We start from the raw sequence: 25,284 nt of genomic DNA on the forward strand, positions 1-25,284 counted from the left end.
TCCTTTCCAATCAAATCAAGGAAACGCCAAGATGAACATCAATGTTCGGCCCCAGGGCGCGCAAGGCGCCACACGCGGCATCGTGCGCGGCGGGGAAACCCTGAAGGAACATCGCGACCGCCTCATGGAGGCGACCAAACGCACCAAGCATTACGCAGGCCTTGAGAAGATGGAGCTGCGCGACAGCCAGCCCATCCATTACAACAAGCTGTTCTCCCGGCTGCGCGCCGGCGTGGTGGATGCGCGCGAAACGGCGAAGAAGATCGCCGCCTCGCCCATCGTCGAGCAGGAGGGCGAACTGTGCTTCACCCTCTATAATGCGGCGGGCGACAGCATCCTCACCTCCACCGGCATCATCATCCATGTGGGAACCATGGGTGCGGCGATCAAATACATGATCGAGAACGACTGGGAGAGCAATCCCGGCATCAAGGACAAGGACATCTTCTGCAACAACGACTGCCTGATCGGGAACGTCCATCCCTGCGACATCCACACCATCGTGCCGATCTTCTGGGAGGGCGAGCTGATCGGCTGGGTCGGCGGCGTCACCCACGTCATCGACACCGGTTCGGTGGGGCCGGGCTCCATGTCCACCGGGCAGGTGCAGCGCTTCGGCGACGGCTACCAGATCACCTGCCGCAAGGTGGGCGCCGACGACACGCTGTTCCGCGACTGGCTGCACGAGAGCCAGCGCATGGTGCGCACCACCCGCTACTGGATGCTGGACGAGCGCACCCGCATCGCGGGCTGCCACATGATCCGCAAGCTGGTGGAAGAGGTGGTCGCGGAAGAAGGCATCGAGGCCTATTGGAAGTTCGCCTATGAGGCGGTCGAGCACGGCCGGCAGGGCTTGCAGAACCGCATCAAGGCCATGACCATTCCCGGCACCTACCGGCAGGTGGGCTTCGTGGACGTGCCCTACGCCCATGAGGACGTGCGGGTGCCCTCCGACTTCGCCAAGCTCGACACCATCATGCACTCGCCCTCGGAAATCACGATCCGCGGCGACGGCACCTGGCGGCTCGATTTCGAAGGCTCCAGCCGCTGGGGCTGGCACACCTACAATGCCCATCAGGTGAGCTTCACCTCGGGCATCTGGGTGATGATGACCCAGACCCTGATCCCCTCGGAAATGATCAATGACGGGGCGGCCTACGGCACCGAGTTTCGCCTGCCCAAGGGCACCTGGATGAACCCGGACGACCGCCGCGTCGCCTTCTCCTATTCCTGGCACTTCCTCGTCTCGACCTGGACGGCGCTCTGGCGCGGCCTGTCGCGCTCCTATTTCGGGCGCGGCTACCTGGAGGAGGTGAATGCGGGCAATGCCAACACCTCCAACTGGCTGCAGGGCGGCGGCTTCAACCAATATGACGAGATCCACGCGGTGAACTCGTTCGAATGCGCCGCCAACGGCACCGGCGCCACGGCGGTGCATGACGGCCTCTCCCATGCCGCCGCCATCTGGAACCCGGAAGGCGACATGGGCGACATGGAGATCTGGGAACTGGCCGAGCCGCTGGTCTATCTCGGCCGGCAGATCAAGGCCTCCTCCGGCGGCGCCGGCAAGTATCGCGGCGGGTGCGGGTTCGAGAGCCTGCGCATGGTCTGGAACGCCAAGGACTGGACCATGTTCTTCATGGGCAACGGCCACATCTCCTCCGATTGGGGGCTGATGGGCGGCTATCCGGCCGCCTCCGGCTATCGCTTCGCCGCCCATGACACCGGGCTGAAGGAGCTGATCGCCTCCGGTGCGCCGATCCCGTTCGGCGGCGATACCGATCCGCAGAACCCGGTGTGGGACGCGATGATGCCCGACGCCAGGATCAAGCGCGACAAGCAGGCGATCACCACCGAGGAGATGTTCAAGGATTACGATCTCTACCTCAACTACATGCGCGGCGGCCCCGGCTTCGGCGATCCGATCGACCGGGATCCGCAGAGCGTGGTGGCCGACATCAATGGCGGCTATCTGGTGGAGCGCTTCGCCCTCCAGGTCTATGGCGTCGTGGCGGAAAAGGGCGCGGACGGTACCTATGCCGTGGATGCGCCCGCCACCGCCACGCGGCGCAAGGAGATCCGCGCCGAGCGGCTCGCCAAGTCCGTGCCCACCCGCGACTGGATGAAGGGTGAGCGCGAGAAGATCCTTGCCAAGGACGCGGGCGACCACGTCAAGCAGATGTTCGCCTCGTCCTTCAAGCTCGGGCCGAAATTCTTCAAGGACTTCCAGACGTTCTGGGATCTGCCGGCGGACTGGACGCTGCTGGAGGAAGAGATCGGCATCCCTCACTACGGCTCGCACTACCACATGGACGTGTCCGAGCTGCCCGACGTGAAGACCGTGCAATTCGTCGAACAATAAGCGCGCCGGGCACCGGCCGCGCGCCGGTGCCTTCCGCCTCAATCATCAAAATTCAGGAGGACACCCATGGCCTACACACGCGCCAAGATCGCCGACCTCGTCGATGGAAAGATCGACCACGACACGCTGCACCAGATGCTCGCCACACCGAAGGACCCGGAGCGCTTCTCCATCTATCTGGAGATCCTTCAGCAACGCATGCCCTGGGATGACAAGATCATCCTGCCGCTCGGTCCGAAACTTTTCATGGTCCAGCGCAAGGATACCAAGCAATGGAAGATCCGCTGCGAATGCGGCCATGATTTCTGCGACTGGCGGGAAAACTGGAAGCTGTTCGCCCGCGTGCATGTGCGCGACACGCCGGAAAAGATGGAGGAGATCTATCCGCGCCTGATGACGCCGACCTCCTCCTGGCAGGTGCTGCGGGAATTCTATTGCCCGGAATGCGGCACGCTGCATGATGTGGAAGCGCCAACCCCCTGGTATCCGGTGATCCGCGATTTCGAACCGGACATCGACACCTTCTACAAGGACTGGCTCGGCCTGCCGGTGCCCGAGCGCGTCGACGCCTGATGGCCCTGGCCCGGAGGGCGCTCTTGCACTCTCCGGGCGCACATTCCCGCGCCGGCGCCTTGCGTCAGCGGGTGGAGAGCGGCAAAGGCGGCGGGGGCGCAGTGGCGCCGGCACCCAGCGAGCGCTGCACCATCACGCTGTCGGACCAACGGCCATAGCGATAGGCGACCCCCGGCAACAGCCCCACGCGCACGAAGCCGAACCGCTCGTGCAGGGTGAGCGAGGCGATATTGTCGGCGTCGATATAGCCGATCATCTGGCGGAAGCCGGCGGCCGCGCAGGCGTCGATCAGCCCGCGCATGAGCAGGCGGCCGATACCTTGCCCGAGATGCTCGTGGTGCACGTAGATCGAGTGCTTGACGCTGTAGCGATAGGCCGGCCGCTTGCGGAACAGCACCACATAAGCATAGCCCAGCACCACGCCGTCCTTCACCGCGACGATGTGGGGGAAGCGGCGGCTCTTCAGGTTCTTGCGCCGCTCGCGCAGATCGTCCGGCTGCGGGGTTTCGCCGTCGTCCACCCCTTCCTCGACACCGCGTCGAATATGGCGGCGATAGATCGCCAGCATGGCATCCACATCCGCATCCCGCGACGGGCGCACGACGACAGCTTGCTCCTGCTCCATGGACGAACCCGACATTCCCCGCCCTATTCGGCGACAACATAAGTGTGGAGCCGCACGCGGCCCGATGCATCGTTTTGGCGATAGACGCCTTGGATCTCCACGTCAAAGCCGGGAAAGGTGTTGAAGCAGGCTTCGAACATCTTGAGATAATCAATCATCGGCTGCGCGCGCTCGGTCAGCCGCTCGCCCGGCACGATGGTGGCGATGCCCGGCGGATAGACCACGAACGGCGTCGTCGCGATGCGGCCGGAAATGGCGTCGATGGGCAGGAAGTCCACGTCGTTGCGGACCAGGGCACGCGCCGCATCATGGGGCGACATCGCGATATCGGGCAGGTGCGCGGCGGAAAACTGCATGGCCTGGAGCGCGCTGACATTGGCCGCGCGGAAGAAGCGGTGCATCTCCCCGCACAGATCGCGCAACCGCACCCCGGCATAGCGGGCGGGCCGGCGGCGGAAGAATTCCGGGATCGCCTCCTCCAGCAGCGCATTGTCGTCGTGCAGCTTCTTGAAGGCGACGAGGCCGCTGATCAGCGTGCCCGCCTTGCTCGCCTCCACCCCCGGCGTCAGCAGGAAGAGCAGGGAATTCAGGTCGTTCTTCTCGGCAACGATGCGGTTCTCGCGCAGATATTGCGCCACGATCGGCGCGGGAATTCCGTGCTCGGCATAAGCGCCGGTGGCGCGGTCGAAACCGGGGGTGAGGAGGGTCAGCTTGTTCGGATCGGTCATGGCGAAGCCGGGGGCCATGCCTGCGAACCCGTGCCAGGCGGCGCCGGGGGTCAGATGCCAGAAGGCCGGGTTGGTGGCGAGCTGGTCGGTGGCGACGCTCTCCCACGGCACATCGTGCACCGCGCCGGGGCTCGACACGTCGGGGATCGCCACGCGATCCGGCACGAATGGCTCGAAGAACCAGCGCCGCTCTACCCGCTGCTCCTTCTCCTCGAACTCGCGCCGCACCGCGCGGATCTTCTTCCGCAGCTCGATGCCGAGGCGGATCGTGTCGTCCCACAGCACTTCACCCGAGCGGCCCTTCATCATCTGCGCGCCTACGTCCAGTGAGGCGAACAGGGGATAGAAGGGCGAAGTCGAGGCGTGCTGCATGAAGCTCTCGTTGAAGCGCCGGTGCTCCACGCGGCGCTTCTGGCCGGTGATGTGCCGGTCCTTCATGTGGATCTGCGAGGCCTGCGAGAAGCTCGCCAGCTGCTTGTGAGTGGATTGGGTGGCGATGATGCCCGGCGCGTCGGGGCCAAGATCGGCAAGGCCCATGGCGAAGCGCCCGGCATAGAGCGGGTGGAACTTCATGAAGCCCGCCCACGCCTCGTCGAACAAAATGTAGTCGCACAGGTGGCCGATCTTTTTCAGGATCATCTCGGCATTGTGGATCGTGCCGTCATAGGTGCACTGCTCCACCACGGCGACGCGGAACGGGCGCGGCTTCTTCCACGCCTCGGGGTCCTTCACCAGGGGGTGGGTGCGGATGCGCTCACGCAGGGCCGCTTCGTCCAGCGCCGCGAACTCCATGGAGCCGATGAGGCCCCAGGCATTGCGCACGGTGGGCACATAGACCGGAATGCCCCCGGCGATCAGCAGCGCCCCATGATGGGCGGCCTTGTGGTTGTTGCGGTCGAACAGCACGAGGTCGCCGTCGGTGACCAAAGCGGTGAGTGCCACTTTGTTGGAGGTGGAAGTCCCGTTCAGCACGAAATAAGTCTTCTCTGCGCCGAAGATCTTCGCCGCTTCCTTCTGCGCCTGGAGGGCCGGTCCCTCATGGGTCAGCAGGTCGCCGAGATCGAGCACGGAATTGTCGAGATCGTCGCGGAACACCGCCTCGCCCAGATGCTCCATGAACACCCGGCCGATGGGGCTTCTGGAATAGAACACGCCGCCATTGTGCCCCGGGCAGGTCCAGAGCTGGTTGCCCTCTTCCGCATAATCCACCAGGGCGCCGAAGAACGGGGTCTTCAGCGTCTCGGCGTATTGCTTCAGCCGGCTGATGAGGTTCTTGGCGATGAAAGCGGGGGTCTCCTCGGAGAGGAAGACATAGCCGTCGATGAAGTCCAGCACCTCCACCGGCACATCCTCGAAGCGCTTGCGGCGGATAAGGAGGATGATCGGGAAATCGAGGCCGCGGCGGCGCATGAGGTTGATGAGGGAGGCGGTCTTGCCCTCCAGGCCCTTCTTGCCCCAGTCCACCAGCATGCAGCCGATGGCGGCATCGGTCTGAACGGCGATCTCCGCGTCTTCCAGATTGCGCGCCTTCACCACCTCGAAGCCGGAGCTTTCAATCTCCCTGACGATCTGGTTGTAGCGGGCGCCTTCCAGGTCCTCGGCGTCGAAGACCGGGGTCGCGAACAGGAAATTGAAGCGCTTGAAATAATCCATCTGGGCACCCGCTCTGATCCGAACCGGAGGTGTCGACGCGTTTCATGACAGTGCCGTGACAGCGCGACTCACGAACTTGCGGCCTCATGTCAGGGCGCAATAGGTCTGAAGGCGCGCGACCAGATGGTCAAAGGTGGCGCGCACCCGGCGCACCTGCCGCAGGTCCTCGTGCATGGCGACGAAGGTTTCCAGCTGCAGCGTGAACAGATCGGGCAGAACGCGCGTCAGCACCGGGGTTCGCGCCGCAAGCGCGATCTGGCACACGCCGATGCCCGCCCCCGCGCGGATCGCCTCCAGCTGCGCGAAATGGCTGTCGGTGCGATAGGCCAGCGCGCCGGGCACCACGCCATCGCTCAGCGCCGCCAGGGCCCGCAGGAAATCCACGTCGCGATCCGGGCCGACGATGGCGAAGCGGGCGAGATCGGCGACATCTCGCGGCACGCCCGCGCGCTCCAGATAGGCCGGCGCGGCGAACAGGCCCAGCTTCACCGCACCCACATGCTTCACCACCAGAGCGCTCTGCACCGGCCGCACCATGCGCACGGCGATGTCCGCCTCCTGGTGCAGCAGATCCTGCGTGCGGTTGCTGAGATGGGTCTCGAACCGCAGGCGCGGGTGGCGCTGCAGCAATTCGGCCAGGATGGCGGGCAGTACGTGGGCGCCCACCATTTCGCTCGCGGTGATGCGGACGCTGCCGGCGACGGCGCCCGCGTCCGCCGAGGCCGTGCGCGCGAATGCGGCGGCAGCCGCCGCCATGGCACGTGCATGCGGCCCGAGGGCCCGCGCCGCCTCGGTGGGCGTAAGGCCGGAGGGCGAGCGGGTGAAGAGCGCCTGCCCCAGCCCGCGCTCCAACGCCTCCAGCCGCCGCCGAACGGTCGCCTGCGCCACGGCGAGTTCCCGCGCGGCGGCAGAGAGGCTGCCATGCTCCAGCACCGCGAGAAACGCGCGTTGGTTTTCCCAGTCGGCGGAAGACAGGCTCATATATTTCATACTAGCTATGACGCCAGATTTGACAATTCCATATGAGCCCAAAACGCCGTTCTATCCCGCCGAACGGGAGACCAACATGACGGACACTCTGGAAAAGACGGCGCTGGTGCTGGGCGCCACGGGCGGCATCGGCGGGGAGGTGGCCGCGGAGCTGCTGCGTCGGGGCTGGACGGTGAACGCGCTGGCCCGCGATCCCGAAACCGCCGCCCCGCGCTGGCACCGGCCGGAGCGCGGCCTCCATTGGATCAAGGGCGATGCCATGAATGCGGACGCGGTGGTGGCGGCGGCGCGGGGCGCGGACCTCATCGTCCACGCCGTCAACCCGCCCGGCTATCGCGACTGGGATAAGCTCGTAATACCCATGCTGGAGAATTCCATCGCGGCGGCGCGAGCAAGCGGCGCGCGAATCCTGCTGCCGGGCACGGTCTATAATTTCGGCCCCGACGCCTTCCTCGCGCCCGGCGAAGACGCCCCGCAGAACCCGAGCACCCGCAAGGGCGCGATTCGCGTCACCATGGAACGCCGGCTCCGCGCGGTCTCGTCCGAAGGAGTGCGGGCGCTGATCGTGCGGGCAGGTGATTTCTTCGGCCCCCATGCCGGCAACAACTGGTTCTCGCAAGGCCTGGTGCGGCCCGGCCGGCCGCTGCGTGCCATCAGCGTGCCGGGCCGGCCGGGCATCGGGCACCAATGGGCCTATCTGCCCGACGTGGCGCGGACCATGGTGCAGTTGGCGGAACGCGGCGACGCGCTCGGCGCTTTCGAGGTGTTCCACATGGACGGCCATTGGGACGCCGACGGGCACGCGATGAGCGCCGCTATCCGCGCGGCTTGCGGCCGGCCGGATCTCAAGATCCGGCCCTTTCCCTGGTGGCTGGTCCCGCTCGCCGCGCCGTTCGTGACCACGTTCCGGGAAATGGGCGAGATGCGTTATCTCTGGCGGGTGCCGCTGCGCATGAACAATGCCCGCCTCGTAGCGGTTCTTGGTGCGGAACCCCATACACCTCTCGTCACGGCGGTGCGCGAGACCCTCGCGGGCATCGGCTGCTTGCCAGACGAGGCCGGTATTCCGCGCCATCAGACCGCACCGTGAGAGCGGGGCGTGATCGGCGAGACATTGCCCTGGCGGACGACGCCCGCCCGGGCGCGCCCTTGAAATCGGCGGGGGCATCCGCCATCTGGTCGTCGCCTTCAACTGGAGAGCTGCCGCCATGACCACCGAGAGCGCCCCAAGCGCCCCCGCCCCCGAGACCCACGCCTTCGAGGCCGATGTGGCCAAGCTGCTGCACCTGATGGTGCACGCGGTCTATTCGGACAAGGACGTGTTTCTGCGCGAGCTGATCTCCAACGCCGCCGATGCCTGCGAGAAGCTGCGCTACGAGGCGATCAGCGAGCCCACCCTTCTCGGCGACGACCCGAAGCTGCGCATCACCCTGCATCCCGATGCGGAGGCGCGCCGCCTCGTCATCGAGGACAACGGCATCGGCATGAGCGCGATCGACATGGCGGAGGCGCTCGGCACCATCGCGCGCTCGGGCACCAAGGCATTCATGGATCGCATCGCCGCCAATGCGGGCGGGGAAGGCACCCAACTCATCGGCCAGTTCGGCGTCGGCTTCTATTCCGCCTTCATGGTGGCGGACAAGGTGAACGTCATCTCGCGTCGCGCCGGCACCGAACAGGCCGCGCTCTGGTCCTCGGATGGCAAGGGCACCTACACCATCGCCCCGATAGATCTGGCGGAAGCGCCCGCGCGCGGCACCCGCGTGGTGCTGCACTTGATGGAAGACGCCCTCGCCTATTGCGAACGCTACAATCTGGAGCGCATCGTCAAGGCCCAATCGGGTCATGTGCCGGTGCCGATCGTGCTGATCGGCACCGGCGAGGAAGAGCCCTCCGAGATCGCCGACGGCGCGGCGCTCTGGACCAAGCCCAGGTCCGAGGTAAGCGAAGCGGAATATGCCGATTTCTATCGCAGCGTCGCCGGCCAGTTCGACGATCCGGCGCTGACCCTCCACTATCGCGCGGAAGGACGGCACGAATATGCGGTGCTCGCCTTCGTGCCTGGCAGCAAGCCCTTCGATCTGTTCGACCCGGACCGCCACGGGCGCATGAAGCTCTATGTGAAGCGCGTGTTCATCACCGACGAAGCCGAATTGCTGCCGCGCTACCTGCGCTTCGTGCGCGGGCTGGTGGATTCCGCCGACCTGCCGCTCAACATGTCGCGCGAGATGATCCAGGAAAGCCCGATCCTCGCCGCCATCAAGAAAGGCGTCTCCAACCGCATCCTCAGCGAACTCGAAAAGCTCGCTGCCAACGATGCCGACGCTTATGCGGCCATCTGGGAGAATTTCGGCCCGGTGCTGAAGGAAGGGCTCTATGAGGATTACGAGCGCCGCAGCGCGCTCTTGAACCTCGCCCGCTTCAAGACCACGGCCGCCGGCGGCGCGTGGCGCACGCTGAAGGATTATGTCGCGGCCCTGAAGGAGAACCAGACCGCGATCTATTATGCCACCGGCACCGACCTGGAGCGCATCGCCGCCTCCCCGCAGCTCGAGGGGTTCCGCGCCCGCGGCATCGAGGTGCTGTTGTTGCCGGACCAGGTGGACAGCTTCTGGGTGACGGCCGGCCTCGATTATGAGGGCAAGCCGTTCAAATCCGTCACCCAGGGCTCGGCGGACCTGAAGCTGATCCCGCTGCTGGAGGGCGCCGACCAGCCCGCCGCCGAAGCGAGCGAGGCGGTTTCGGCCTTCATCGCCTATCTCAAGACGGCCCTGGACGAGGCGGTCTCCGACGTGCGCGCATCCGACCGTCTCACCGAAAGCCCGGTGTGCCTGGTCGCCGCCGACACCGGGATGGATCGGCAGCTGGAAAAACTGCTGGCCAGCGCCGGGCGCGGCGGTGCCGGCGCCAAGCCGGTGCTGGAAATCAATCCACGCCACGATCTGGTGGTGAAGCTGGCAGAGCTGGGCGAGGACGAGGCCGCCTTCCGCGAGGACGCCGCGCGCCTGTTGCTCGATGAGGCGCAGATCGCCGATGGCGAACGCCCGAGCGATCCGCGCGCTTTTTCCGCCCGGCTCGGCCGGCTGATCGCCCGCGCGCTGCGCTGAACCTGAGGCCGATCGGGCGGATCCAGCCCGGTCGGCGCGCGCTCCAGGGTCCGGCGCTTCCGCCGGGCCCATGTGCGCAACCCGCGTGAAGTCCGTCGTGCCAGAATAATCGCCCGCGATCACAGCTGCTCGGCCGGGGCGGCAAGCCGGGCGGCGGAAGTTTCCCGTGCCGCACCCCATTGATTTCGCACTGGCGAACAGATCGGCGTGGTATTTCAGTAATAGGGAAGTGATTTCCGCCCAGAACGTCTATCGCAAGTTGTGCGAGATCATTATAATGGTGAATGATACTCGCTGACGAAGCGTGCCGGCACGCTCAGTGAAAAGGCCCGTTAGTTAGCTGCACGCTAATTCGGGTCATATACGCACCCGAGCGGAGACCCTCGCACGATGGACAGCGACGGTGGCTACGATGCCTTGATCCTCGAGGAGGCACCCGACGCGGTGATAGCCATCGACGCCGACCAGCGCGTCCTGGTGTGGAATCGCGGCGCCGAGCGGCTCTATGGCTATGCCCAGCGCGAGGCGATCGGCGGGCGGCTGCGCGAACTGGTTCTGCCCAGCGACGCGCCGAACGGCGCCGCCGACCCGCTCAACCACCTGCCCGCCCGCGGCCCCAGCACCTATGAGGCCCTGCGCCGTCGCAAGGACGGCGTGCTGATGTATGTGGACGTGACCGCCAAGCGCATCACCCACACCAATGGCACCGGCGACGGCGCCCCGCTGATCGTGCTGGGCGAGAAGGATGTGACGCAATTGCGCGTGCAGCGCGACGCAAAGCTGCTGGAAACCCGCTTTCGTGACCTGTTCGAACTCATGCCGGACGCGATCGTCGTGCTGAACGCCACCGGCCGCATCGTGCTGATCAACAGCCAGGCCGAGGAGCTGTTCGGTTATGCGATGGGAAGCCTGATCGGCGAGCCGGTGGAACGCCTGCTGCCGGAGCGCCTGCGCGCGGCCCATCTGCGCCATCGCGCAGGCTATGTGGCGCAGCCGCGCGTGCGCGCCATGGGCGTCGGGCTCGAATTGCATGGACGGCGCGCCGACGGCTCGGAATTTCCGGTCGACATCAGCCTGAGCCCGCTCCAGACGCCGGAAGGCACGCTGGTGCTCAGCGCCATCCGCGACGCCACCGAGCGCAAGCGCTTCGAGGCGGCGCTGCGGGAGAAGAACGAGCAGCTCGCCAGCGCCATGCAAGCCAAGGATCGCTTTCTGGCCACCATGAGCCACGAATTGCGTACACCGCTGAATGCCGTCATCGGCTTTACCGGCACCTTGCTGATGCGCCTGCCCGGTCCGCTCAACGATGATCAGGAGCGCCAGCTGAAGACCATTCAGAGCAGCGGGCGCCACCTGCTGTCGCTGATCAACGACCTGCTGGACCTGGCCCGCATCGAGGCCGACAAGTTCGAGCTGAGCATGGAGCCGGTGGTGTGCCAGGAGGTGCTGCGCGGCGTGTTCGGCGCTCTGCTGCACCAGGTCGAGCAGAAGGGGCTTCGCTTCGGCCTCGACATGCCCGAGGCGAACCTGATCGCCCGCACCGACCGCCGCGCTCTGACGCAGATCCTCACCAATCTGTGCGCCAATGCGGTGAAATTCTGCGACCACGGCAGCATTCATGTCGGGCTCGGCCCGGCGCTGGACGGCGCAGCGGACGAGGTGCAATTCACCGTATCCGACACCGGCGTCGGCATCCGCGCCGAGCACATGCCGACCGTGTTCGACGCCTTCGCGCGCTTCGAATCCGAAACCGGCCCGCGCGAAGGCAGCGGACTCGGCCTGCACATCAGCCGCCGGCTGGCGGAACACCTGGGAGGACGCATCAAGCTGGAAAGCGAATATGGCAAGGGCTCGACTTTCACACTCATCTTGCCGGCAGGATCGGTATCATGACCAAGATCCTGGTCATCGAAGACCACCCCACCAGCCGCGAGCTCATGACCTATATTCTGCGCTGCAACGGCCACGAGGTGATTGAAACCGGCGACGGGCGGGTGGGTCTTGATCTCGCGCGCGGGCAGCGGCCGGATCTTGTGATCAGCGACGTCCAGCTTCCCGGCATGAACGGCTTCGAAATCGTCGCCGCGATCAAGCAGGACCCTGACCTTGCCGGGATCCCGGTCGTGGCGGTGACCGCCTCGGCCATGTCGGGGGATCGCGAAAACATCATCGCCGCAGGGTTCGACGACTATCTCTCCAAACCCATCGACCCGGAGACATTTGCACAGCAGATCGGCCGTCACCTGGCGCCTCAGCGATCGAGCCGATGACATGGCGACCATCCTCATCGTCGACGATCATGCGATCAACCGCGAATTCCTGGTTACCCTGCTCAAGTACGGCGACCACCGGCTGATCGAGGCCGCCGACGGCACGACCGCATTGGCCATCGCGCAGGCGGAATTTCCCGATCTGGTCATCTCCGATATCCTGATGCCGTCGGGCGACGGTTACGAGCTTGTGCGCGCCCTGCGGCAGGCGGGCGGGCTCGCCGATGTGCCGGTGATCTTCTACACCGCCCATTACAATGAGCGCGAGGCGCTCACCCTCGCCCAGGCGTGCGGCGTTCAATATGTGCTGACCAAGCCGGCAGACCCCGCGCTCATCCTGGAAGTGGTCAACGACGTGCTGACGCGCAAGCGCACGATCGCTCCGACCGGGCAGCAAGAACATCCGGGCTTCGACCGCAAGCACCTTCGGCTGGTGTCCGACAAGCTGGTGCAGGCCACGGAGGAGCTGGAATGGACCACCAGCCGCCTGATGGCTTTGATCGAAATGAGCCTCCAGATCGCGGCAGAGCGCGAGCCCCTGCACATCGCGCGCGTGTTCTGCCGCTGGACCCGCGATCTCGTCGCCGCGCGCCATGCGGTGGTCGGGCTGTGGGAACCAGACCATCCGGGGGCCGGCTATGCGGCGGCGAGCGGACTGCCGGAGGATCTGATCGGCGAGGTGGAAAGCCAGCTCCTGCGCAACGGGCCGCAGCCCATTCCGATCGGCGCCAACGGTGCGGCACGCCATCTCGGCGAGCCCACGGACGCGTCCAACCTCGGCCTGCCGGTGGCCTTTCCGCGGGTGCGCTCGCTGCTGTTCGTGCCGGTGCGCTCGGCCACCCGCGCGTTCGGCTGGGTCTGCGCCTCGAACAAGATCGGCCGAAACGGATTCTCGCCCGACGACGAGCGCCTGCTCTCCATCTTCGCCGCCTATGTCGGGCGCATTTTCGAGAATCATTGCCTGTTCAGCGAGCTGGCGGAACGCTCTGGGCAGCTGGAGGGGGAAGTTGCAGAGCGTGCGGCGGCGCAATGGCGGCTGGAGAGCCAATATGCCCTCGCCGGCGTGCTGGCGGAAACGTCCACCATTGATCAGGCAGCCCCGGAAATCCTGCGCACCATCTGCGCCCTCGCCGGTTTTCAGCTGGGCGAGCTCTGGGAGGTGGATGCCGATGCGGCCCGCCTGCGCCATGTCGCCACCTGGCATGCCGACGGCGCGGCGGCCGCCGATTTTCTCGCCCGCACGAGCGCCTATGACTTTCCCAAGGGCTCAGGCCTGCTGGGCCGGGCCTGGGAGAGCGGCGCCCCGGTCTGGCTCGACGCGGCGAATCTCGGCCTGGTGTGCCGTCGCGCGAGTGCGGTCCGCGCCCTGGGCATGGATAGCGCGCTGGCGTTTCCGGTCGTCACCGGTGGCAAGGTGATCGGCGTGCTCGGCTTCTTCGGTGCCGGGCCGCACACCTCCGATCCGGCGCTGAGCGCTCTGTTCACGGCCATGGGCAGCCAGGTGGGACAGTTCATCGACCGGCGCGGGCAGGAACTGCGCCTCGTGCGACTCTCCCGCATCCGGGCGGTGCTCAGCGGCATCAATTCCCTGATCGTCCGCGTGGACGATCGTGCCGCTTTGCTGGAGGGCGCCTGCCAGATCGCGGTGGAGGAGGGCGAGTTCGTCAAGGCTGAGGTGGTCCTGCTGGAGGGTGCCGCGCCGGACGGCGGGTCGCGGGTGCTCCGGGTCGCCACCTATGGGGAGGGCGAGCCGCCCACGCTACCGGGCACGGGCCTTGCGCCGATTGATACCGCCGAGCTGATCGCCACGGCGATCGCAACCGCCGCCCCGGCCATCGACAATGACGCGCTCGGGGGCAAGGCCTCGTGCGTCGCGCTGCCCTTGGCGGAAGGCACGCGGCTGATCGCGGTGCTTGTGCTGCGGGCGCGCGTCTGCGGCTTCTTCACCGCCGAGGAAATGCTCCTCCTCAAGCAATTGGTCGCTGACATCTCGTTCGCGCTGACCCATCTCTCGACCCAGAAGCGGCTGACGCAGCTGAATCAGTACGACGGCCTCACGGGGCTGCCCAACCGCGCCCTGTTCCTCGAACGCCTGCGCCAGGCGATGCACAATGCCCGCGATGACGGCGAGCAGCTTCTGGTCGTCGTGGGGAACCTGCGCAATTTCGTTTCGATCAACACCACGCTGGGCCGCGCCGCCGGCGACGACGTGCTGCGCCAGGTGGCGCACCGGCTGAAAGCGGCCTCGCGGTTTCCAGACCGGGTGGCGCGCATCTCCGGCAATCTGTTCGCGAGCTTCTTGCCCAACAAGACCACCGCGAGCGAACCAACCTTGCGCATGGATCATTCCCTGGACGAGGCCTTCTCCGAGCCGTTCAAGGTGGGCACGCACGAGGTGACCCTCACCTTCCAGACCGGCGTCTCCATCTATCCCGTCGATGCCGACGACGCCGACGCCCTGCTGGCCAATGCGGAGACCGCGCTGCGCCGGGCGCGCAATACGGGCACCCGGATCTCGTTCTACGAGCCGCGCATGCACGAGGAAATGGCGCGGCGCATGCAAGTGGAAATGCGCCTTGCCCAGGCCTTTTCGGGTGAGGAGTTCACGCTCCATTATCAACCGAAGCTGGAAATCTCCACCGGCAACATCATCGGCCTGGAAGCCCTGCTGCGCTGGCAGGACGACGAGCGAACGATGATGCAGCCGAGCCAGTTCGTGCCGCTGCTGGAAGAAAACGGCATGATCGTCGATGTCGGGCTGTGGGTGATCCGCCGCGCCATGGAGGATCAATCCGCCTGGATCGCGGCGGGGCTGCCCTATATTCCGGTGGCGGTGAACGTGTCGGCGGTGCAGATGCGCGAGCCGAACTTCGTCGAGGAGGTGCTCGCCATCCTCGACAAGATGGCACCCGCGCCCGCCTCCGGCTGGCCCGCGCCGTGGCTCGAGATCGAGCTGACGGAAAGCGCCGCCATGGAGGATATCGAGCGCACGGTGGCGCAGCTCCAGCAATTGCGCGCGCGCGACGTTCAGGTGGCCATCGACGATTTCGGCACCGGCCATTCCTCGCTGGGATATCTGGCCCAGCTCCCGGTTTCCGCGCTGAAGATCGACCGCTCCTTCGTCTCCGGCATGACACCGCGGCGCGATACCATGATGATCGTGGACGCCATCATCTCGCTTGCCCATTCACTCGGGCTGAAGGTGATCGCCGAAGGCGTGGAGACCCGCCAGCAGATGGACCTGCTGAGCAAACTGCGCTGCGACGAGATCCAGGGCTATCTGTTCAGCCCGCCGCTGGATGCCAAGGGCCTGACGAAATTCCTCGGCGACTACAGGCGCTAGCGGCATCCACCGGCAAGGCCGGCGGGGCGCTCACCGGACCTCGAGCAACTCCGCCAACGCCAGGGCGACGACATGGGTCGCCCGTTCGAGGTCGGCGAGCAACAGCTTTTCGTCGGCGCGATGGCCGTTCGCCTCCAGCAGGGTACGCGGGCCGGCGCCGTAGAGCACGGTGGGAATGCCCGCCGCCGAATAGAGCCGTGCGTCGGTGTAGATCGGCACGCCCTTCGTTCCCACCGGCTGCTCCATCACCCCCGACGCCGCGCGCTGGATCGCCGCTACCAGGCGATCCTGGCCCGGCATGGGCACGAACGGTTCCGCCAGCAGAAGGCGGCGGAAGTGGCAGGAGATGCCGGGGAAGCCGGCGGCCTCCTGCTCGATCAGCGCCCTGAGGTCGGCTTCGGCCGCCGCCGCGTCCTCCTGCGGGGTGATGCGGCGGTCGATGCGCAGCGTCACCTTGTCCGGCACCACATTGGTGTTGATGCCGCCGGAAATCAGCCCCACCGTCAGGCCCGGTGCGCCGATGCCCGGCAGGGAGGAGACGTTTTCGCGCAATTGGTGCCGCAGGCGATAGAGCGCGGCCAGGACGCCGGTCGCCGCCTCCAGCGCGTCGGCGCCGGTTTCCGGCATGGCGGCATGGGCCGAGCGGCCGAGAATCTCCGCCTCCAGGTGCAAGCAGCCGTTGTGGGCGGTGACGATGTCGTAGGAGAAACCGGCTGAGAGCGCATAATCCGGCTTAGAAATGCCCTGCGCCAGCAGCCAGCCGGGGCCGAGCAGGCCGCCCATCTCCTCGTCATAGGTGAAATGCAGCTCCACCGTGCCGGCGAAGCGCGCGCCGGCCCGCACGGCATCTCGCAAGGCGAGCAGGGCGAAGGCATAGGTGGCGAAATCCGACTTGGAAACCGCCACTCCGCGCCCATACATGAAGCCGTCGGAGACGTCCGCGCCGTAGGGATCGAACGTCCAGCCGAGCCCTGGCGGCACCACGTCGCCATGGGCGTTCAGCGCAATGGTGGGCCCCTCGCCGAACCGTTCGCGCACCACGAGATTGGTGACGCTCACCATGCCGCCGTCGCGCACGATCGCGTCGGGCACCGCATGGCGCTCCACGACGAAGCCCAGGTCCTCCAGCAGCCGCGCGGCCAGCGCCGCATGGGGCGCGCAATCGCCCGGCGGATTGTCGGACGGCATGCGCACCAGCGCGGCCAGGAATTGGATCTCGGCCTCCTTTCGGGCGGCGAGGCTTTCGATGATCGCTGTCTTGAATTGGTCGGTCATGACGCCCTTGGGGTGAAGTGTTCCATGGCATGCAGCAGCACTTTCGCGCCGGCGGCGACGTCGCGCGTTTCCACATGCTCGCTCGGATGATGGCTGACGCCGCCGCGGCAGCGCACGAACAGCATGGCGATGTCGGTGATGTCGATCATCGCCATGCCGTCATGCCCCGCCCCGCTCGGGAGCGCATGCACGCGATAGCCCGACGCCGCGATGGCATCTGCGAGCTGCGCGCACAACCAGGGCGCGCACTGCGCCGTGGAATTGTCGTGGGTCTTGGTGATGCGCGCCTTGAGCTGGCGGCGCGCGGCGATCTCGTCGATCGCCTCCACCACCGCCGAGACGGTTGTGCGCCGCTGGGCGTCGGTGGCCGCGCGCAAGTCGATGGTGAAGCGCACGTCGCCGGGAATGACGTTGGTGGCGCCCGGCGCGGCCTGGATCTGGCCCACCGTTCCCACCACGCCCGCGCCGGCATCGCGGCACAGCGCCTCGATGACGAGGATGCATTCCGCGGCCCCGGCGAGCGCATCGCGCCGCAGGCCCATGGGCACGGTGCCGGCGTGGCCGGCCATGCCCGTGAGATCCACCGCGAACCGGCTCGCGCCGCTGATGGCGGTGACGACGCCCACCGGCAAATCCTGCGCCTCCAGCACCGGCCCCTGCTCGATGTGCAGTTCCAGATACGCGAGGATATCGGCGCGGCGGCGGGCGGCGCGGCGGATGCGGGCGGGATCGAGCCCGAACGCGGCGATGGCGTCACGCGCCTTCACGCCCGCGGCGTCGCGCGTCTCCAGCACGCCCTCATCGAACGTGCCGGCGACCGCGCGGCTGCCGAGCAGCGTGGAGGAAAAGCGCACGCCCTCCTCGTCCGCGAAGCCGATCACCTCCAGCGCATAGGGCCGGCGCGTTCCCGCCTGCGCGATGCGCGCGACGCATTCGATTGCGGTGATGAGCCCGAGCGGCCCATCCCAGCGCCCGGCGTCGCGCACGGTGTCGTAATGCGAGCCCACCATCAGGCAGGGCATGCCCTGCGAGGTGCCCTCATAGCGGCCGAACACATTGCCGATCTCGTCCATGCGGGCGGTCATGCCGGCCCCCCGCATCCAGCCGAGGATCAGATCGGCGGCGCGGTGGTGCTCGGGCGAGAAGCACACGCGGGTGATCGCGCCGTCATCCTGCGAGATGGCTGCGAGTTCGTCGATCCGCGCCACGATGCGGGTCGCCATGGCTTCGGGCAACGCTTCGGGCAGCGCCTCGCGCGCAGGCTCCATGAGTGCGGCCTCTCGTTTTATAGCCTTGCGCAAACGCATGGCGTTCAGTGCGCGCCGGTCACGAATTGCGCGAGTTCCGGCGTCTGCGGATTGGCGAACAGCGTCTTCGGCGCGCCCTCCTCATGCACGCGGCCCTGGTGCATGAAGATGAGCTTGGTGCCGACGTCGCGGGCAAAGCGCATCTCGTGGGTCACCAGGATCAGCGTCATGCCCTCGCTGGCGAGTTGCTCCACCACGCGGAGCACCTCGTTCACCAGCTCGGGGTCGAGGGCGGAGGTGATCTCATCGCAGAGCAGGACGGTCGGCTCCATGGCGAGCGCCCGCGCAATGGCGACGCGCTGCTGCTGGCCGCCCGAGAGCTGGCTTGGATAGGCATCGAACTTGCCGGCAAGGCCGACCTTCTCCAGCAAGGCGGCGGCCCGCTCGCGCGCCTCGCCCTTCTGGAGCTTCGCCACCACGGTGGGCGCCAGCATCACGTTCTCGCCCGCCGTGAGGTGGGGGAAGAGATTGAACTGCTGGAACACCATGCCGACATGGCGGCGCAGGATGCGCAGATCGGTCTTGCCCACCGCCATGCCGTCGACCGTGATGGCACCGGCCTGGAATTCCTCCAGCCCGTTGATGCAGCGTAGCAGCGTGCTCTTGCCGCTGCCCGAGCGGCCGATGATCGCCGCGACATCGCCGCGACCGATCTCGATGGATACGCCCTTCAAGACTTCGAGGGGACCGAAGCTCTTGCGGACATCTTGGATATCAACGAGCGACATTGAGACGAGCCTCCAGGCGCTTGGAACACCAGGACAGAGGGAAGCAGAGGCAGAAGTAGATCAGCGCCACCAGCGAATAGACGAGGAACGGGCGGAAGGTGGCGTTGTTGAGCATGGTCCCGGCCTTGGTCAGTTCGACAAAGCCGATGATCGAGGCGAGCGCCGTGCCCTTGATGACCTGCACCGAGAAGCCGACCGTGGGCGCCACCGCGATGCGCATGGCCTGGGGCAGGATGACGTAGCGCATCTGTTCCAGATAGCTCATGGCGAGCGTTCCGGAGGCCTCCCACTGGCCGCGCGGAACCGATTCCACGCAGCCGCGCCAGATCTCCGACAAGAACGCACTGGTCCAGAAGGTCAGCGCCAGCCAGGCTGCAACCCAGGGGCTGACCTCGATGCCGAACAAGGCAATGCCGAAGAACAGCAGGAAGAGCTGCATCAGAAGCGGTGTGCCCTGGAAGAATTCGATGTACCCCGCCGTGAGAAGGCGCAGCACTTCGTGCTTGGAGACGCGGCCGAACAGGACCAGCAGTCCCACCAGGCCGCCGCTGACAAAGGCGATGAGCGACAGGAGAATGGTCCAGCGCGTCGCCAGCAGCAGGTTTTCAAGGATGATCGCAAAGCTGAATTCGATCATGGCTCAGGCCTTCGGGAACAGGGCCCGGCCGATGCCACGCAACAGGGCGCGCATGGCGATGGCCAGCAGCAAGTAGAGAAAGGCGGCGACCAGATAGACTTCGAAGGCCCGGAAGTTGCGCGACTGCACGAAATTCGCCGCGTAGGTCAGGTCTTCGGCCGAGATCTGCGAAACCACCGCCGACCCCAGCATGACGATGACGATCTGCGAGGAGAGCGCCGGGTAGACCTTCATGAAGGCCTGCTTCAGCACCACGTATCGGAACGTCTCCAGCCGGCTCATGGCGAGCGATGCCGCCGCCTCCAGATGGCCCTTCGGCACCGCCTGGATGCCGGCGCGGATGATCTCGGTGGAATAGGCGCCGAGATTGATCACCATGGCGAGGAACGCGGCCTGCGATTCCGTCATCTTCACGCCGATCGCCGGCAGGCCGAAGAATACGAAGAACAGCTGCACGATGAACGGCGTGTTGCGGATCAACTCCACATAGGCGCCGACGGCGTACCCCGCCCATTTCGGCCCGAAGCTCCGGGCCCAGGCGCCCGCCGTTCCCACGGCGAGGCCGGTGACGGTCGAAACGACCGTGAGGATGATGGTGTAGAGCAATCCGCGCGCCAGGACGCCCCAATAGGGCAGCAGGTCGCCGAAGCTCATGTGATAGGTCATGCGACCGCCCCCCGCTGGCTGTTGAGACTGCGGCGGGGATCAGAACTCGGCCGGCAGCGGCGCCTTCAGCCACTTCTCAGAAAACTTGGCGAGCGTGCCGTCGGCCTTGGCCTTGGCGATGATCTCGTTCACCTTGGCGAGCAAGGCCGGCTCGTCCTTGTTCAAGCCCACATAGCACGGGCTGTTCTTGATGATGAACTTCAGCTCCGGCTTGCGGGCCGGGCTCTTCTCGGCGATCGCGGCGGCCACCGTATTGCCGGTTGCTATCAGGTCCACCTGACCGGAGATGAAGGCGGAGATGGTGGCGTTATTGTCCTCGTAGCGCTTCACGGTCGCCGAGGCGGGCGCGCTCTTGGTCAATTCCTGCTCCTCGATGGAGCCGCGCGTCGCGCCCACGGTCTTGCCGGCGAGATCGTCGAACTTGGCCGAGGTTTCGCCCTTCAGGCCATAGACGCCGGAGAAGAACGGCGCGTAGGGAACCGAGAAATCGATCACCTTCTCGCGCTCGGCATTCTTGCCGAGGCTGGAGATGACCAGGTCCACCTTCTTGGTCTGAAGATAAGCGATGCGGTTGGCGCTGGTCACCGGCACGATCTCGACCTTCACGCCCAGTTGCTGGCCGATGTAATTGGCCATGTCGATGTCATAGCCCACCGGCTTCAGATCGAGCCCGGCCGAGCCGAACGGCGCGAAATCCTGCGGCACCGCGATCTTGATGACCTTGGCCTTTTCGATATCGGCCAAGGTATCGGCCGAAGCGGGGCGCAGGGCGCCGGCCGCGAACACACCCACAAGCGCCGCGACGGCGCACCCGAGACGGAAACTTTTAACCCGTGTCATCTGGAAGTTCCTGTTTTGCGATTGTTCCCCACCGGTGCTTCAGCCTGGGACGCACCCAGCCCGGTCCGGTTATTGAGGGCAGTGTTGCGCCGCAACAGGCATAGGTCCAATATATCGTTGGACTTAATAGATATGTTTTGAATATGGATCTGCGCCAGCTTCGCTATTTCCTCGCGGTCGCCGAGGAGCTGTCCTTCACGCGCGCCGCGGCGCGGCTGAACATCTCACAGCCGCCGCTGTCCCAGCAGATCGCTCAGCTTGAGGCGGAGCTGGACACGAAGCTCTTCACCCGCACGAGCCGCAGGGTGGAACTGACCGCCGCCGGGCAGGAACTGGAGGCGCAGGCCCGCGCCCTGCTGGAACAGGCGGCGCGCACGCGGCTACACGTGAAGGCCATCGGCGCCGGGCGCAGCGGCACCATTGCCATCGGCGCCACCGGCACCATTCTGCGCGGAGGCCTTGCCCAATGGCTCTCGGCCTATCGCCGACACGCCCCGGACGTGCGCACGGTGATCTTCGAGCAGGCGCCCGCGCTCCAGGTCAAGGCGGTGCTGGAGCTGCGCACGGACATCAGCTTCAACCGCTCGGTGGCCGACAGCGCGGAGCTGGCGAGCACGCTGGCGTGGCAGGAAGCCATTTCGGTGATTTTGCCGCGCGGCCATCGCCTCGTCGGGCGGCCCCATGTGGGCCTCGCCGAATTGAGCGCGGACGAGCATGTGATGCTGCATCCGGATTCCTCGGAATTCGCCCGCTATCTCCAGCGCTGCTGCGTGGATGCGGGGTTTTTGCCGCGCATCTCCCAACAGGTGGTGGATTCCCAATCCATTCCGAGCTTGATCGCGGCGGGGTTCGGGGTGTCGCTTGTGCCGGCCTCCACCGCCGCTTTCACCAGCGACGACGTGGTGTTCGTGCCCATCGCCCCGGCCCTGGTGGCGGATGTCTATATGATCTACCGGCGGCGCGAGCAGTCGCCCGCTGTGCATGAATTCCTGCGCTGGCGGCAGATGGCGGGACGCGTCTGAGGGAGCGGGCGACCCGCGTGCGCGCCCTCAGACGGGTTCGAGGGCAGCCAGCAGGCGCCGGCCCACTTCCGCCGCGCCGACCAGGCCGGGCGTGGGATGCACCACCACCCGCACCGGGATGGCGGCAAGGCGGGCCTGATACGGCGGATGATCCTCGAACGCCGCGCGGAACGGGGATTCGGCGAACAATTGCGCCATCGCCGCCCCCACCCCGCCGGAAATGAACACGCCCCCCCGCGCCAGGGTCAGCAGGGTGAAATCCCCCACCACGCGTCCCAGCAGGCGTAGGAACACGTGGCAGGTCTCACGCTCGTTGCGCTGGCCCGAGAGCGCAGCGGTGATGATCGAATGGGAGGAAGCAATCTCCCCGCTGAGGATGCGATGCAGCCGCACGAGCCCGGTTCCGGAAAGCACATGCTCGACGCTCACCGGCCCGAGATCCTGCACCAGATGGGCAAGCACACGCGCTTCCTCGGAAGTGACGGCGCCGAACCGCACATGCCCGCCCTCGCCCGGCAGCACATCATAGCCCTCGCCGCGCGGCAGCACGAGCGCGGTGCCGAGCCCGGTGCCGGGACCGCAGACCAGCATCGGGGCGCCCTCCACCGCCTTGCCGGTGCCCACTGTCACGAGGTTCTGCGGCCCAAGGCCCACCACCCCATGGGCCAATGCCGCGAAATCATTGAGTACGGTCAGTTCGTCGAGCCCCAGGGTGCGGGCAAGCTCCGGGCGGGAGAAGTGCCAGGCCCGGTTGGTCAGCTTCACCTCGTCGCCGTCCACCGGACCTGCGACCGCGAACACGCCGGCGCACGGACGCGGCCCGCCGATGTTGGACAGATAGACGCCGAACAGGTCTTCCAGGCTGGCATAGGAATCGTTCGCCTCCACCCGCAGGTCGAACAAGGTGCCGTCTCGGCCGGCGCGCGCGATGCGCGTGGAGGTACCGCCGATATCGGCAAGAAGGAGCGTCGCGGGCATCAGGCATCCATGGCAGGAAAGGTCGCAATCCTAGAAGTGGGCGGCCTTTCCGGTCTATTCAAGGCAAGAATCCGGACGCGCGGCCGGAAGATGCGCCGTCAGGCGGCACGCGGCGCCCCCAGCCGGCGGCGCAGCACGCCAAAGAGCGGCAGCAGCAGCACCGCGAGCGTGACGATGCCGAGCCCCGCCGAGATCGGCCGGTAGAAAAAGCCCAGCAGGTCGCCGTCGGCCTTGATCATGGAGGTGACGAAGCTTTCCTCCAGCATCTTGCCGAGCACGATGCCGAGCACGCAGGGCGCGATCGGCACGTCGTGCTCTTCCATGAAGAAGCCGAGCACGCCGAACGCCAGCATGAGGATGACGCCGTAGATCGAATTGTTCACCGCGAACGCGCCGACCACACAGAACAGCAGGATCACCGGCATCAGGATGCGGCGCGGCACCTTGAGCAGGGCCGTACCCGCCTTCAGCGCCGCGAGCCCCAGCGGGATCATGGCGAGGTTGGCGATGATGAAGATGAAGAATACCGCATAGATGGATTCGGGATTGTTGAGGAACAGCGTCGGGCCCGGGTTGAGGCCCTTCAGATACAGAACGCCGATGACGATGGCGGTGATGCTGTCGCCGGGAATGCCGAACACCAGCGCCGGCACCCAGGCCCCGGCGAGCGCGGCATTGTTGGACGAGGTGCTCTCGATGATGCCTTCTACGTGCCCGGTGCCGAACTTTTCCGGGGTCTTGGAGAATTTCCGGCTCATGGCATAGGAGACCCAGGCCGCGATATCCGCCCCCGCGCCGGGCAGAATCCCGATGGCGGTGCCGGTGATGTTGCCGCGGATCTGCTGCGGCCAGTATTTGAGGAACATCGCTCCCCAGCCGCGCAGCGGATTGCCGAGCGAGGTCTGTTTCACGTCCCAGTCCTTGGCGCCGGACGCCATGGCGCGGATCACCTCGGACACCGCGAACAGGCCGATCATGGCGGGGATGAAGTCCACCCCGCTCATGAGGTCGGTATTGCCGAGGGTGAAGCGCGGGATGCCGGCGGGATTGTCGAGCCCGATGCACGCCACGAACAGGCCCAGGAACAGGGAGATCAGCCCTTTCACCGGCGAGCCGGAGCCGATGAAGATGGCGCAGGTCAGCCCGAGCAGCGCCAGCCAGAAATATTCGAACGAGGAAAAGCCCAGCGCCACCTCCGCCAGCAGCGGCGCCGAGACGATCAGCACCGCCGTGCCGAACAGGCCGCCGAGGGCGGAGAACAGCACGTTGGCGCCCAGCGCCACCTCGGCCTGCCCCTTGCGGGTCATGGCATAGCATTCGTCGGTATAGGCCGCGGAAGCCGGCGTGCCGGGCATGCGCATCAGCGTGCTCGGAATGTCGCCGGCGAAAATCGCCATGGCCGAGCAGGAGATCATGGCGCCCACCGCCGAGATCGGATCCATGAAGAAGGTGATGGGCACCAGCAGGGCAATGGCCATGGTGGCGGTGAGGCCGGGAATTGCCCCCACCACCAGCCCGAACGCCGCCGCGATGAAGATGGTGAGAATGACGTGCCAATGCAGCACGAGGCCGATGCCGGCTTCGATGGCGCCCATCACAGCATGCCCTCGATCAGGCCGCGCGGCAGCGGAACGCGCAGGCCGTGGGCGAAGGAATAATAGACGCACAGCGTCGCAATCAACGCCACCGGCACCGCCGCAAGGGGCGGCACCTTCAGCATCAGGAACAGGGCCAGCAGCATGAGGGTGGAGGCAATGATGAAGCCGGTCAGCGGCGCCAACACCAGGTACAGCACCACCGCCGCCAGCGCGCCGCCGGCACGCAGCAGGGCGGGCAGTTCCCGCGCCCAGCCGAGCATCAGCGCGGGCCCCGCCCCGGCCCGCAGGCTCTGCACCGCCAGCACGAGGCCGCACAGGAACAGGCCGCCGGCGATCGCCATGGGAAAGACGTCGGCGCCGAACTTCTGGCCGGGAATGGGCGGCAGGGTCGAGGCCGCGGCGGCCAGCGCCGCAGCCCCGATCATCACGGCGATGGCGAGGATCAAATCATTGACGCGCATGGTGCAGTCCTTGGGTGCACTGAAACGTAGGTTGGGCTGATCCCCTCTTGCGGGGGACTAAAGGCGCTCCGGCCCATCTGACGGGGGCGCGCGCTTAGCGGCACGGCCGGCACCCCTCACC

Annotated in this window: 20 protein-coding genes; 8 read left to right on the forward strand and 12 right to left on the reverse strand. The window is 66.4% G+C overall.

Going from position 1 to position 25,284, the window contains the following annotated elements; translation table 11 throughout:
- Positions 1-31 precede the first annotated feature (31 nt).
- Together V5F78_RS19485 and V5F78_RS19490 are read left to right on the forward strand one after the other, a co-directional pair.
- Positions 32-2,362, forward strand: coding sequence for a hydantoinase B/oxoprolinase family protein (locus V5F78_RS19485; RefSeq protein ID WP_394070281.1), 2,331 nt, complete (start codon positions 32-34; stop codon positions 2,360-2,362).
- A gap of 66 nt (positions 2,363-2,428) precedes the next feature.
- Complete coding sequence (locus V5F78_RS19490; protein WP_394070283.1) at positions 2,429-2,935, forward strand: acetone carboxylase subunit gamma; 507 nt, start codon at positions 2,429-2,431, stop codon at positions 2,933-2,935.
- A 64-nt stretch (positions 2,936-2,999) separates the two neighbouring features.
- Here the strand turns inward: V5F78_RS19490 and V5F78_RS19495 are convergent, their stop codons facing one another.
- The 3 genes from V5F78_RS19495 to V5F78_RS19505 all read right to left on the reverse strand — a co-directional run bounded on the left by V5F78_RS19495 (position 3,000) and on the right by V5F78_RS19505 (position 6,922).
- A complete protein-coding gene (locus V5F78_RS19495; protein ID WP_394070455.1) occupies positions 3,000-3,560 on the reverse strand; it encodes a GNAT family N-acetyltransferase in 561 nt (186 codons plus the stop codon).
- Between the two features lie 23 nt (positions 3,561-3,583).
- On the reverse strand, positions 3,584-5,941 hold the full coding sequence (locus tag V5F78_RS19500) for an Orn/Lys/Arg family decarboxylase (protein WP_394070285.1): 2,358 nt from the start codon (positions 5,939-5,941) through the stop codon (positions 3,584-3,586).
- Positions 5,942-6,025: 84 nt separating this feature from the next.
- Positions 6,026-6,922, reverse strand: coding sequence for a LysR family transcriptional regulator (locus V5F78_RS19505; protein ID WP_394070287.1), 897 nt, complete (start codon positions 6,920-6,922; stop codon positions 6,026-6,028).
- Between the two features lie 85 nt (positions 6,923-7,007).
- Here V5F78_RS19505 and V5F78_RS19510 point away from each other — a divergent pair, with 85 nt between their 5' ends.
- From V5F78_RS19510 to V5F78_RS19530, 5 genes are all read left to right on the forward strand, one after another.
- Positions 7,008-8,021 carry an NAD-dependent epimerase/dehydratase family protein gene (locus tag V5F78_RS19510; RefSeq protein ID WP_394070289.1) on the forward strand — a complete coding sequence of 338 codons (1,014 nt, stop codon included), beginning with the start codon at positions 7,008-7,010 and terminating at the stop codon, positions 8,019-8,021.
- A gap of 118 nt (positions 8,022-8,139) precedes the next feature.
- Positions 8,140-10,038, forward strand: a complete 1,899-nt coding sequence (gene htpG, locus V5F78_RS19515) for a molecular chaperone HtpG (protein WP_394070291.1) — start codon at positions 8,140-8,142, stop codon at positions 10,036-10,038.
- Positions 10,039-10,428: 390 nt separating this feature from the next.
- A complete protein-coding gene (locus V5F78_RS19520; protein ID WP_394070293.1) occupies positions 10,429-11,931 on the forward strand; it encodes a PAS domain-containing sensor histidine kinase in 1,503 nt (500 codons plus the stop codon).
- Positions 11,928-12,308, forward strand: a complete 381-nt coding sequence (locus V5F78_RS19525; RefSeq protein WP_394070295.1) for a response regulator — start codon at positions 11,928-11,930, stop codon at positions 12,306-12,308. Before V5F78_RS19520 ends, V5F78_RS19525 begins: the two co-directional genes overlap by 4 nt.
- A 1-nt stretch (position 12,309) precedes the next feature.
- A complete protein-coding gene (locus tag V5F78_RS19530; RefSeq protein WP_394070297.1) occupies positions 12,310-15,651 on the forward strand; it encodes an EAL domain-containing protein in 3,342 nt (1,113 codons plus the stop codon).
- A 30-nt stretch (positions 15,652-15,681) separates the two neighbouring features.
- On the opposite strand, the gene V5F78_RS19535 is transcribed toward V5F78_RS19530, so the two are convergent.
- From V5F78_RS19535 to V5F78_RS19560, 6 genes are read right to left on the reverse strand one after another with little or no spacing between them, the layout of a single operon-like run.
- Positions 15,682-16,926, reverse strand: a complete 1,245-nt coding sequence (locus V5F78_RS19535; RefSeq protein WP_394070299.1) for a M20/M25/M40 family metallo-hydrolase — start codon at positions 16,924-16,926, stop codon at positions 15,682-15,684.
- Positions 16,923-18,194 (reverse strand): allantoate amidohydrolase, encoded by a 1,272-nt coding sequence (locus V5F78_RS19540; RefSeq protein ID WP_394070301.1) that lies wholly within the window; start codon positions 18,192-18,194, stop codon positions 16,923-16,925. The genes V5F78_RS19535 and V5F78_RS19540 overlap by 4 nt, the downstream gene beginning before the upstream one ends.
- 44 nt (positions 18,195-18,238) lie before the next feature.
- Positions 18,239-18,961, reverse strand: coding sequence for an amino acid ABC transporter ATP-binding protein (locus V5F78_RS19545; protein WP_394070303.1), 723 nt, complete (start codon positions 18,959-18,961; stop codon positions 18,239-18,241).
- Complete coding sequence (locus V5F78_RS19550) at positions 18,948-19,598, reverse strand: amino acid ABC transporter permease (RefSeq protein WP_394070305.1); 651 nt, start codon at positions 19,596-19,598, stop codon at positions 18,948-18,950. The genes V5F78_RS19545 and V5F78_RS19550 overlap by 14 nt, the downstream gene beginning before the upstream one ends.
- A gap of 3 nt (positions 19,599-19,601) precedes the next feature.
- On the reverse strand, positions 19,602-20,264 hold the full coding sequence (locus V5F78_RS19555) for an amino acid ABC transporter permease (RefSeq protein ID WP_394070307.1): 663 nt from the start codon (positions 20,262-20,264) through the stop codon (positions 19,602-19,604).
- Positions 20,265-20,303: 39 nt separating this feature from the next.
- Positions 20,304-21,104 (reverse strand): transporter substrate-binding domain-containing protein, encoded by an 801-nt coding sequence (locus V5F78_RS19560; protein ID WP_394070309.1) that lies wholly within the window; start codon positions 21,102-21,104, stop codon positions 20,304-20,306.
- Positions 21,105-21,247: 143 nt separating this feature from the next.
- Here V5F78_RS19560 and V5F78_RS19565 point away from each other — a divergent pair, with 143 nt between their 5' ends.
- Positions 21,248-22,126: a LysR substrate-binding domain-containing protein gene (locus V5F78_RS19565; protein WP_394070311.1), complete on the forward strand. Its 879-nt coding sequence runs from the start codon at positions 21,248-21,250 to the stop codon at positions 22,124-22,126.
- 27 nt (positions 22,127-22,153) lie between these two features.
- Here the strand turns inward: V5F78_RS19565 and glk are convergent, their stop codons facing one another.
- The 3 genes from glk to V5F78_RS19580 all read right to left on the reverse strand — a co-directional run bounded on the left by glk (position 22,154) and on the right by V5F78_RS19580 (position 25,163).
- Positions 22,154-23,104, reverse strand: a complete 951-nt coding sequence (gene glk / locus V5F78_RS19570) for a glucokinase (RefSeq protein WP_394070313.1) — start codon at positions 23,102-23,104, stop codon at positions 22,154-22,156.
- Between the two features lie 98 nt (positions 23,105-23,202).
- Positions 23,203-24,699 (reverse strand): tripartite tricarboxylate transporter permease, encoded by a 1,497-nt coding sequence (locus V5F78_RS19575; RefSeq protein ID WP_394070315.1) that lies wholly within the window; start codon positions 24,697-24,699, stop codon positions 23,203-23,205.
- The gene (locus V5F78_RS19580) at positions 24,699-25,163 is read right to left on the reverse strand and encodes a tripartite tricarboxylate transporter TctB family protein (RefSeq protein WP_394070317.1); all 465 of its coding nucleotides are present in this window, start codon (positions 25,161-25,163) and stop codon (positions 24,699-24,701) included. Before V5F78_RS19580 ends, V5F78_RS19575 begins: the two co-directional genes overlap by 1 nt.
- Between the last annotated feature and the right edge of the window lie 121 nt (positions 25,164-25,284).

It is taken from the genome of Roseixanthobacter glucoisosaccharinicivorans, from assembly GCF_043195095.2.
Taxonomy (GTDB): domain Bacteria; phylum Pseudomonadota; class Alphaproteobacteria; order Rhizobiales; family Xanthobacteraceae; genus NCEH01.

What these genes read in the sequence shown, in the direction of transcription:
- V5F78_RS19485 (WP_394070281.1), top strand. Translation starts at nt 32, where the DNA reads ATGAACATCAATGTTCGGCCCCAGGGCGCGCAAGGCGCCACACGCGGC.
- V5F78_RS19490 (WP_394070283.1), top strand. Translation starts at nt 2,429, where the DNA reads ATGGCCTACACACGCGCCAAGATCGCCGACCTCGTCGATGGAAAGATC.
- V5F78_RS19495 (WP_394070455.1), bottom strand. Translation starts at nt 3,560, where the DNA reads ATGGAGCAGGAGCAAGCTGTCGTCGTGCGCCCGTCGCGGGATGCGGAT.
- V5F78_RS19500 (WP_394070285.1), bottom strand. Translation starts at nt 5,941, where the DNA reads ATGGATTATTTCAAGCGCTTCAATTTCCTGTTCGCGACCCCGGTCTTC.
- V5F78_RS19505 (WP_394070287.1), bottom strand. Translation starts at nt 6,922, where the DNA reads ATGAGCCTGTCTTCCGCCGACTGGGAAAACCAACGCGCGTTTCTCGCG.
- V5F78_RS19510 (WP_394070289.1), top strand. Translation starts at nt 7,008, where the DNA reads ATGACGGACACTCTGGAAAAGACGGCGCTGGTGCTGGGCGCCACGGGC.
- htpG (WP_394070291.1), top strand. Translation starts at nt 8,140, where the DNA reads ATGACCACCGAGAGCGCCCCAAGCGCCCCCGCCCCCGAGACCCACGCC.
- V5F78_RS19520 (WP_394070293.1), top strand. Translation starts at nt 10,429, where the DNA reads ATGGACAGCGACGGTGGCTACGATGCCTTGATCCTCGAGGAGGCACCC.
- V5F78_RS19525 (WP_394070295.1), top strand. Translation starts at nt 11,928, where the DNA reads ATGACCAAGATCCTGGTCATCGAAGACCACCCCACCAGCCGCGAGCTC.
- V5F78_RS19530 (WP_394070297.1), top strand. Translation starts at nt 12,310, where the DNA reads ATGGCGACCATCCTCATCGTCGACGATCATGCGATCAACCGCGAATTC.
- V5F78_RS19535 (WP_394070299.1), bottom strand. Translation starts at nt 16,926, where the DNA reads ATGACCGACCAATTCAAGACAGCGATCATCGAAAGCCTCGCCGCCCGA.
- V5F78_RS19540 (WP_394070301.1), bottom strand. Translation starts at nt 18,194, where the DNA reads ATGGAGCCTGCGCGCGAGGCGCTGCCCGAAGCGTTGCCCGAAGCCATG.
- V5F78_RS19545 (WP_394070303.1), bottom strand. Translation starts at nt 18,961, where the DNA reads ATGTCGCTCGTTGATATCCAAGATGTCCGCAAGAGCTTCGGTCCCCTC.
- V5F78_RS19550 (WP_394070305.1), bottom strand. Translation starts at nt 19,598, where the DNA reads ATGATCGAATTCAGCTTTGCGATCATCCTTGAAAACCTGCTGCTGGCG.
- V5F78_RS19555 (WP_394070307.1), bottom strand. Translation starts at nt 20,264, where the DNA reads ATGACCTATCACATGAGCTTCGGCGACCTGCTGCCCTATTGGGGCGTC.
- V5F78_RS19560 (WP_394070309.1), bottom strand. Translation starts at nt 21,104, where the DNA reads ATGACACGGGTTAAAAGTTTCCGTCTCGGGTGCGCCGTCGCGGCGCTT.
- V5F78_RS19565 (WP_394070311.1), top strand. Translation starts at nt 21,248, where the DNA reads ATGGATCTGCGCCAGCTTCGCTATTTCCTCGCGGTCGCCGAGGAGCTG.
- glk (WP_394070313.1), bottom strand. Translation starts at nt 23,104, where the DNA reads ATGCCCGCGACGCTCCTTCTTGCCGATATCGGCGGTACCTCCACGCGC.
- V5F78_RS19575 (WP_394070315.1), bottom strand. Translation starts at nt 24,699, where the DNA reads ATGGGCGCCATCGAAGCCGGCATCGGCCTCGTGCTGCATTGGCACGTC.
- V5F78_RS19580 (WP_394070317.1), bottom strand. Translation starts at nt 25,163, where the DNA reads ATGCGCGTCAATGATTTGATCCTCGCCATCGCCGTGATGATCGGGGCT.